This is a genomic window from Ehrlichia minasensis (genome assembly GCF_004181775.1).
In the GTDB taxonomy this organism is placed as follows: domain Bacteria; phylum Pseudomonadota; class Alphaproteobacteria; order Rickettsiales; family Anaplasmataceae; genus Ehrlichia; species Ehrlichia minasensis.
In genome coordinates, this window is record NZ_QOHL01000034.1 from 1 (window position 1) to 9372 (window position 9372).

At 28.7% G+C, this 9372-nt stretch carries 8 protein-coding genes; 4 read left to right on the forward strand and 4 right to left on the reverse strand.

Annotated features, from left to right (window positions below):
* Positions 1-370: 370 nt before the first annotated feature.
* Positions 371-1051, forward strand: coding sequence for a hypothetical protein (locus tag DRF75_RS04715; protein ID WP_129992749.1), 681 nt, complete (start codon positions 371-373; stop codon positions 1049-1051).
* A 457-nt stretch (positions 1052-1508) separates the two neighbouring features.
* Here DRF75_RS04715 and gltX read toward each other — a convergent pair whose 3' ends face one another.
* Entirely contained in the window at positions 1509-2846 is a 1338-nt protein-coding gene (gene gltX, locus DRF75_RS04720) for a glutamate--tRNA ligase (protein ID WP_200887583.1), read from the reverse strand.
* Positions 2847-3167: 321 nt separating this feature from the next.
* Here gltX and DRF75_RS05165 point away from each other — a divergent pair, with 321 nt between their 5' ends.
* The gene (locus DRF75_RS05165) at positions 3168-3530 is read left to right on the forward strand and encodes an Erum7620/ECH_0207 family putative T1SS effector (RefSeq protein ID WP_082019995.1); all 363 of its coding nucleotides are present in this window, start codon (positions 3168-3170) and stop codon (positions 3528-3530) included.
* An 854-nt stretch (positions 3531-4384) separates the two neighbouring features.
* Here the strand turns inward: DRF75_RS05165 and DRF75_RS04730 are convergent.
* Positions 4385-5170, reverse strand: a complete 786-nt coding sequence (locus DRF75_RS04730; protein ID WP_129992750.1) for a thiazole synthase — start codon at positions 5168-5170, stop codon at positions 4385-4387.
* Between the two features lie 127 nt (positions 5171-5297).
* Positions 5298-5504, reverse strand: coding sequence for a sulfur carrier protein ThiS (thiS, locus tag DRF75_RS04735; protein ID WP_235424714.1), 207 nt, complete (start codon positions 5502-5504; stop codon positions 5298-5300).
* Between the two features lie 257 nt (positions 5505-5761).
* Between thiS and DRF75_RS04740 the strand changes: the two genes are divergently transcribed.
* The gene (locus DRF75_RS04740; protein ID WP_045170894.1) at positions 5762-7186 is read left to right on the forward strand and encodes a hypothetical protein; all 1425 of its coding nucleotides are present in this window, start codon (positions 5762-5764) and stop codon (positions 7184-7186) included.
* A 777-nt stretch (positions 7187-7963) separates the two neighbouring features.
* Here DRF75_RS04740 and DRF75_RS04745 read toward each other — a convergent pair.
* Positions 7964-8524 carry a NifU family protein gene (locus DRF75_RS04745; RefSeq protein WP_129992752.1) on the reverse strand — a complete coding sequence of 187 codons (561 nt, stop codon included), beginning with the start codon at positions 8522-8524 and terminating at the stop codon, positions 7964-7966.
* A gap of 40 nt (positions 8525-8564) precedes the next feature.
* On the opposite strand from DRF75_RS04745, the gene DRF75_RS04750 reads away from it, so the two are divergent.
* The gene (locus DRF75_RS04750; RefSeq protein ID WP_200887584.1) at positions 8565-8957 is read left to right on the forward strand and encodes a J domain-containing protein; all 393 of its coding nucleotides are present in this window, start codon (positions 8565-8567) and stop codon (positions 8955-8957) included.
* Positions 8958-9372: the final 415 nt, after the last annotated feature.

Here is a 9372-nt window from a genome sequence, read left to right on the forward strand (position 1 = left end):
ACTGCATTATAGAAGTGTATATACACGTTACTTTATATCAACTACATCAACAGCCACTTTATATAATATTCAGTCTTTTAGCATTAATGCATTTACCATGAGCTTTCCGTATAGATTAAATACATTTATTATGTGCAACATACACATAACTTATTTTCTATCAACTAACAGTAACACAACAGCAATACTGCAATTGTATAACCATTCATAATTCTCAAAACAAAAATGCAAAGGTATCTGACCATACAATACTATTTAAAAAAACTTTTTTGCTACACACAATCAATATATTATTTGTTTAACCTACTAACAGATTGTAAGTATTAACAGTCTTAGCATAATTATATAATTTTACAATTGCTCACATATAATGCCAAATTCTACTAACACGAACAGCTTTATCTCTAATTCCACTACAAACAACACAACCTTTGATACAAACATCAATTCTCCTACTTCCGTGTTCAACAATATTGCTACTACTATTTATAATGCTACTGTAGATAATATAATAGGTAGCAATGGTGCTGCTACAACAAATACCTCTTCATTTATAAACACTTCTACTTCCAATATATTTACGAATAACGTAGCACAAAGTACTAATTCCCCCCCCCCCCTTTCTAGTTCAACTCTAAGTAATATCGTTACTACTGTTTATAATTCTACTGTAGATAGTATAGTAGCTAGCAATAGTACTGTTACAGAAAATTCACTGATAAACAGCACAACCACTAGTGACACTACATCTAGCAGTGCCGTAACTGAATTATTTACAATAATACTCTGTCTTCTAATGCTTGCATTGCTATGTCTTTACTTTTACACTATAAAACAGTCAGATAGATATTATAGGACACATGGTACCAGACCTGATATTGAAAATTGCCATCCTGAAATACCATTAGATTTAGTTACACCAACCACAGAAAGTGATACTCATTTAGAGAATATACCTGCCACCACAATGACATTACTACATAATCGTCAACATAGTGATCCGAACAATCAAGGTAATCCTGGATTCAGGTTACATGGAGCATTAGGATAGGAAGATAATCTATATCGAATTATAACATTCAGTCTTTTAGCATTAATACTGTTATTAAGTACTTTCTGTGATCAACAAATTATTTTGTACTTGAAGTCACAAAATAGAGTTACTGCATTATAGAAATGCATATACAAGTTGCTTTATATCAACTACATCAACAGCCACTTTATATAATATTCAGTCTTCTAGCATCAATTCCGTTATTAAGTATTTTTTGCGATCAACAAATTATTTTGCACTTGAAGTCACAAAATAGAGTTATTGCATTATAGAAGTGCATACACAAGTTACTTTATTTCAACTAACATCAACAATCACAATACAATGCTACAGCCCTATAGTACATGCCTACCACAAAATAAAAAGATATTTTATAGCCCTCAACAGAAAAGATACACATTTATTCAGAGACTATATGCACTTTTTATTATTATATACTGTATAACAATTGTATTTATTGTGTAATAGGATAACTAAGTCTACGTACAATTTCCGTTCTACCAATCAATGGTAACAATTTAGCAAGCTCTGGACCTGTAGTTAATCCAGTCAATGCTAATCGCAATGGAGCAAATAAATTTTTAGCCCTACGATCAGTCTGTTGTTTTATACTAGAAATCCATGTATCCCAAGTACTATCATGAACTTCTCCCTGAGGCAACACATTTAGTGCTAACATTATCAAGTCTTTATCATCTTGCTTAATAACAGGGACCATGTTTCTACTACAAATTTTTACCCACACTTCAACATCAGAAAATTTTTCTATATTTCCACAGACAAAATCCCAAAAAGCTGGAGTATCTACTTTAAGCTCTTTTAGCCTATTCTTCACATCATCAAAAGACATATTATGCAACACCTTAGGATTTAACTTTAATATGTCATCCATACTAAATTTAGTAGGAGCTTGGCTAAAAGCAGTAATATCAAAAGAGTCAATCAACTCTAACATACTTATATGCACATCTACTGGATGAGAAGTTCCTATTTTAGCAAAATAACTATTAATAGCCATTGGCTCTAATCCACACAATTGCATATCCTTGACACTAGATCCACCAACCCTTTTAGATATTTTATTATCATCAGAGTACAGCAGAGATAAATGAGCAAATATCGGTACATCAGCTTTTAAAGCATCCAACATTTGTATTTGCACCGCAGTATTACTTATATGATCTTCCCCACGGATTATATGAGTCACATTAAAATCTATATCATCTATCACAGATGGCAACATATAAGTATATGTTCCATCAGCTCTTTTAATGATTGGATCACTAATATTTTTAGGATTAAAAGACACTTTACCACGTATCACATCATCCCAATTTATTAACTGATCTTGATTTATTTTAAATCTAAAATATGGAGCTCTTCCACAATATTTATCCTTTTCTGCTTGAGTTAAGTTCAATGCACTTCTATCATAAATAGGTGGTAATCCAGATTTTAATTTCATTTTCCTTTTAAATTCAAGTTCTTCTTTACTTTCATAACAAGGATACACAAATCCTTCTTTCAACAGATATTGAAACACATCTTCATAACGATCAAATCTAGAAGATTGCCTAAAACTAGCATCCCAATTCATGTTCAACCATTTTAAATCATTTTCTATTTCTTTAATATATTCTTCTTGTGACCTCTGAGTATCAGTATCATCAAATCTCAATAAGAACTTACCTTTCTGTTTGCGAATATATAGCCAACAGATCAAAGCAGTGCGAACATTTCCAACATGAAGATACCCTGTTGGACTTGGAGCAAAACGTGTAATCATAATCAAGATCTCCTTAGATTCTATACTATGTCATAAAAATTATTCTTTCAATTTCACTGATTCAATCAAGCAACTAAAATATTACAGCAAACAATGTAACATACTATTCAATATCCGTATTATCACTATAAACAAATTAGCGTCCAAAATTGAATATACATTTAATAAAGACATTTTAGAATAAATATTATTACAAGCTTTTCTATAAGCAATGCCATAATACTTTAAACTCTCAGAATTACTAATACCCAAAAATACTGTTTTTAGGTTTACTAACTTTTATTTTAATCATACTATTAATGCACGTTAGTAAACTACATATTTTATATGCAATCTTTTTTCATATATAAGCATCCAAAAAAAATGAACACATTAGACAATATAGTATTTGTAAAAGATAGTTTTTCATTTATGACATTCATATTTTCAATTTTCTTTACACTGTATAAAAAACTCTGGCTTTTGTCATTTATTTCAATTTCTGTATTTAGTGGCACTTATATTATGTATTCCACATTAAATCTGATCAACTTACCAAATTACTTATTAATCAACTCATTATACAGTTTCTACATGGCTTTATCTTACAGTGATTGGTACCAGGCAAAACTAAAGAAAATAGGATATAAGATACACGATGTAATATTTGCAGAAAACTTAATCTCCGCAAAACTAAAATTCAAAGGATAAAGAGTCATATCAAATTTATATTAAGCAAGGTTGTATGAAAAACTTTATATTACAAATTAGTTTGCATTATTAAAAAATCGCAATAACTCTTCTTTCTTCCTGTATAACATTTTAATTATACATTACACCAACGTTTTTTTAAGGTTACAAACTTCACAAAACATTTTACAAAGTCTTACATAACTGCATTTTAGATTATATATACCAAGTTGAAACGTCTAAAAATATTCAAATTCTATATTTCTGTATATCACATCATAGCACTATTTCAATAACACATAATACAATATTACAAACTTAACAACAAATTCTTCAAGATTACAGTAAATTGGCAAAGTACATTACGATATTACTAATATAAAAACTTAATAAAATATTCAACCTAACAAACCTTACACTATTATAACCTTTTGCATACACACCAGAATCAATTAAAAAAGTATACCGCAACTACCTAAGGTTACAAATAATAAAAACTAATTCAAAATTTAAGAACTTGTATCAATAGAATTAAAACCATCACCTACACTAATTTGTAAAATCAAACAAAATTTAACATTAGACTTATATAATTTTTTTAAATACTATTTTATAGTATTAGTTCAATAAATGTTCCAACAAATTGTTAAGAACAATAAAACTACTATTGCTATACCAATAAGAGAAACTTAATAACAATCTGAGTAGCAACACATTGAGACTTCTTATATATCACTTCACTCAACAACACATTTTCAACAATGTAATAATATGCTTATAAAAATTATTTGAAAACTATAATAATTCATCTCAATAACACTAATGTAGAAAATTCAGTATTGCATTTTTCAAGCAAATAAAAAATTGTATAATATCTAATTAGAAGTGTTACACCAAAAAGGTGTATCAATAAGTGGTGTACTAGATACAGCAAAGTCCTTTTTATAAATGATACCAGCATGATAAGCTATACGTCCAGCTTCTACAGCATATTTAAAAGCACAAGACATATCTTGAGGAACAATAGACTTTGCAACAGCAGTGTTAATAAGCACAGCATCAAAGCCCATTTCCATAATCATTACTGCATCAGATGGTCTACCTATACCAGCGTCAGCTATCATTATTATTTCTGGGAATCTATGCCTCAGCAATTTTAAATTATACATATTGAGTACACCACATCCAGATCCTATTGGAGCAAGCCCTGGCATTAACACACGACATCCATAATCTACTAATTTCTTACATACAATCAAGTCATCAGTACAATATGGAAATACCTCAAATCCTTGACTAATTAACTCTCTTGTTGCTTCACATAACAATATTAAATCTGGGTATAGTGTATACTCATCCCCTATCAGTTCTAATTTAATCCAATTGGTACCAAAAATCTCTCTTGCCATTTGCGACATAAGTACTGCATCATCTACTGTAGAGCATCCAGCAGTATTAGGTAAAATACGACATCCACTTTCTTTTACTATATTCCAAAAATCATTACCACCATTTTCAGATGGCATTTGCCTAGATAAAGACACAGTTACTACTTCAGCACCTGAAAGTTTGATTGATTCACGCAAAACAGCAGGAGATGGATACATAGCAGAACCCAACAGTAACCTACTTTGTAACAATACACCATACAAATTTAACATATATTTCAACTCTATTTATTAATTATATTAATTTTCAATTTCTTCTGTAATATCAATAAAACTTTCAACTCATCCACATTATACACGACAAACTAATTTACATGTTAAGAAGATACACTGTCTTCAACTATCCACCTTGCATAGGGTACACTATATCTACAACATCCCCATTATTTAAGTAAGTACTGCTATATTTGCTCCTGATAACTAAACTTCTATTCACTGCAACAGCAAATGGTAAGTTAGTATCATAGGAGCATATATTCAAAATCTGACTGAGTGTTATCCCAGGTTCAAATACCATTTCTTTTTGATTAATGACAATAGTAATCAATACACTACCTATTTAAACTCTAAAAATCTCAAAATATCACTGCAATTATATTAATAAAATATCATTTGAAAAACTTATAATTAGCATTCCAAGTAACCAACCATTTTAACATTCAAGCACTATTTAAACTTTACAAAATAAATTAATTTTTTATTATACATAACAAGTTAACTAATTTATATTATTATAAATATATTTTATAAAACAAATTAATTTAAAGTATTAGAGAATTCATATATATTCATTATTATTTAACAATGTACCAAAGAAAATACTCACAAACAATAAATGAAATCTTAGAAATAATTGCATCTAATTCTTTATATTCAACTGACTCTTTAAACTTATTATTAGTAATAGTACCACAAATTTATAATGTTCCTTCAACTGACAATGAAAACTACAGGTATTATCACATTATACAACATTACACTAATGAAGCATACAAGAACATACAAAACAAAGAACAAACCAAACTATTATTAAAACTATGGTTTAAAGCATTAATTCACAAAGTTTCACATGGAATAACAATATTCCCTGAAGATCAAAAAATAATAGATAAAACATTAGACAAATTGTTCAGCAAATTTAGAAAGATAAATCAATACCCTACCCAACAAATCAAAGATAAACTTTATAATAAATTTAGAAGAACAATTTCTAAATCAAATATAAACCTAGAATTAAAAGAATTCTTTCAGTCATATACAACTGATATTTCAAATCTCACAAAGTACAAAGTGGAAATAATAAATGAAATAATACTATCTATAAATACACAAGATGTAACTTCACTAGGAACATGTCATGGAATAACCAACGGATACAGTAAAAATTATCTTAACATACCAATATCTCAAAAGATTAAATATTTGTACCAAGACATCATGAAAACAGCACCCATAGACTTGAAACATGCCCTTGAACTCTTCCCTAAGAAACACATTGTTTTTTCAATACAGTACCAACTTACTAAATTACATGTAATACTAAAAGATTATCGAAACAGAACAGAAAAATTTTCTACAGCAAAATATCCATGGTATTCTATAATTAATAATATCAAGAAAGTCATCTACACCTACATCGTACAGCCAAAATTAGAAAAAAAAACACACATCTTAACACAAATAACATCTGCATTTAAAGAAAGCGTAGCATATGGTGACACTGTATTTTTCTTTAAACAGCTAAAGACAATACATCAAAATTCCAACATATCTTGGAATCCATTTTATAAAGATATTAACACATTAATAAAGTCTTTAAATAACATGGAACCACGTGTACAAAACATAATGACTAGTAAAGAGTTTATCACCAACATCAAGCTTTACCCTAAATACGAACATACTACACACATAGTTAGAAATACAAAAAAGCAACACTTTCTAAGCAATTTACGTACAGGAAGTACACATACAAAAACAGCACACAATAAACTTCACAAACGCAACATTATAAAAAAAGCAAGAAAAGCCATAAGCTATACTAGTAAAATTGCGAAAGAAAATATAAAATCTTTCAAAAATCGTATCCAAAAAGCAATACACAACAAACGTAAAAAGCTATATAAAATTCATACAACTCCTACAAGAAATTTCTCATTTATCGATTTAACATCTTCTGATGAATTGATAAACACTAACACTACTACACTTAGTGATATGAAAAGATAAATTATGAATATAAAACCAATACTATTTATGCAAGAGCAATACATTATTAAGATATAGCTCACTCCATCAAACTAAGAACTCCAGATAACAATGCAAAAAGACTCTGCTGCAAGTAATTATTAACAGCATTTTTATACATAAGTCACATATTTGAAAACACTCCAAAACTTCAGTATTATCATTATTTAATGTACCAGCCTACATTAAATATGACTTCTATACATAAATACTAAAAAAATATCGAGGTATTTCATATAACAGAAAAACATTAATCATTAAGATAGTATTTTTACACCAACACATTATAAAAAAATCAAGTACTCACAATAAATAAACTATCTTCTTGTAAATTATAGTAATAGTATAAAATATTTTTATATATGAGTCCAATATAACACTAGAAAAACAGCAGCATAACATAAAGAACTCATGCATTGATAAATCGCAATAGTACTTTTGTAAATACATAGAATCTATTCATTTAAGATTGATTAACATATAACAAAACATCCTAGAAGTTTAGTACATATAAAAAATGTACTAACAAAATTATCATTAATGGTACTTTTATACATATATAATTTATTTACTTAAGTTCTATCAACATACCAAAAAACTATTCTGCAAGTGGTCATCAACAGTACTTTCACATATAAACAGGATATACCTATTTAAGCTTTACCAATAGATTAAAAAATATTTAAGGAATTTAGTATGATAATAAAATACCAGCTACTGATTATACAATAATCAAAGTGTTCTTATAATGAATTCCACTTATTGAATACTTTCTACACCTTGTATATCTGGGATATAATAACTTAGCATATTGTATATTCCTTCTTTTAAAGTAATTGAAGCACTAGGACACCCTGAACATGCTCCCCTCAATTTTACAAATACAATACCATTACTGTATCCTTTAAACTTTATATCACCACCATCCTGCATAACAGCTGGTTTCACATAATCATCTATTAACTCTTTAATTTTACCAACCATTTCTACATCTTTTTCATCAAAAAATTCCTCTGTTTCTTCTTCATCAAAATCTTCAGTGCTATCACCAGGATTAAGTGTGAGAAACTCCATAATAACAGTCAAAACTTCTGGTTTTAAAACATCCCACTCAATATCACCAGATTTTGTTACCGACACAAAATCACCACCAAAAAACACACCATCCACATGTTCAACTTTGAACAATGCCGCTGCAAGAGGAGAATTTTCAGCTGCTATATTATCTGCAAATTCACTAATCTTACCATTATTGACAGGAACACCTGGCATAAATTTTAAAGTATTAGGATTCGGAGTTTCCTCTATTTGTATAAACATAATAAACCATTTGCAAAAAAATACTTTTAACTTGTATAATATGGACATACCTTGTTTAAATCAAGTCATTTATATGTTGTTTATCTTTTTAATAATATTTTCCATAATAGGTGTGATATTTGTATTGCCAATTCTAGCATTGTTTATATTTCTAATATTGAAAAGGAATAGCATAATAAACATGAGTGAGATTATGACTTCTGCTTTTAATAAAGTAATGAATGAAACAAACATGTATAGTAATATAAGAAGTACAGGTAGCAGTTTATCCAAAGCAGAAGCACTTGAGATATTAGGATTAGAAAAAAACGCAAGTCCAGAACAGATAAACACAGCATATCATAAACTAATGAAATCCATGCACCCAGATAAGGGTGGATCTCCTTATTTTGCACAGAAATTAAATGAAGCTAGAGACACATTATTAGGTTAATTATCAAAACAAACATTGAAAGTATAACTTTTAAACTTTCTAGATACGCAGCACACTTTCATACTCCTTTAATACAAAACTATAAAACTCACACTTACACCATTGTAGAGGACATAAACCAAAGATTAAAAGTACACAATCATTAAATCAGTGCAATACAGGGAAAAAATTAAACTCACTGACATAAATCTACTAAAATACACACTCTAGAGAAATATACACCTGATTAGCTACTTATAACTTAAAGCAAATTAACAATCAAACAACGCACCTAACTTATCATCACATTACATACAAAAACATAAAAGCTGTACTCTATCATCTACTGTTCTCATCATTTACCAGAAACATTAGCAAATGCATTCATTAACAAATCTAACTTCAAAATAAATCTATTATTCAATTATAGTATTCA

Bases quoted from the DNA above. Each gene is read 5' to 3' on its own strand.
- DRF75_RS04730 (WP_129992750.1), bottom strand. From the start codon at position 5,170: ATGTTAAATTTGTATGGTGTATTGTTACAAAGTAGGTTACTGTTGGGT.
- DRF75_RS04750 (WP_200887584.1), top strand. From the start codon at position 8,565: ATGGACATACCTTGTTTAAATCAAGTCATTTATATGTTGTTTATCTTT.
- DRF75_RS05165 (WP_082019995.1), top strand. From the start codon at position 3,168: ATGCAATCTTTTTTCATATATAAGCATCCAAAAAAAATGAACACATTA.
- DRF75_RS04740 (WP_045170894.1), top strand. From the start codon at position 5,762: ATGTACCAAAGAAAATACTCACAAACAATAAATGAAATCTTAGAAATA.
- DRF75_RS04745 (WP_129992752.1), bottom strand. From the start codon at position 8,524: ATGTTTATACAAATAGAGGAAACTCCGAATCCTAATACTTTAAAATTT.
- DRF75_RS04715 (WP_129992749.1), top strand. From the start codon at position 371: ATGCCAAATTCTACTAACACGAACAGCTTTATCTCTAATTCCACTACA.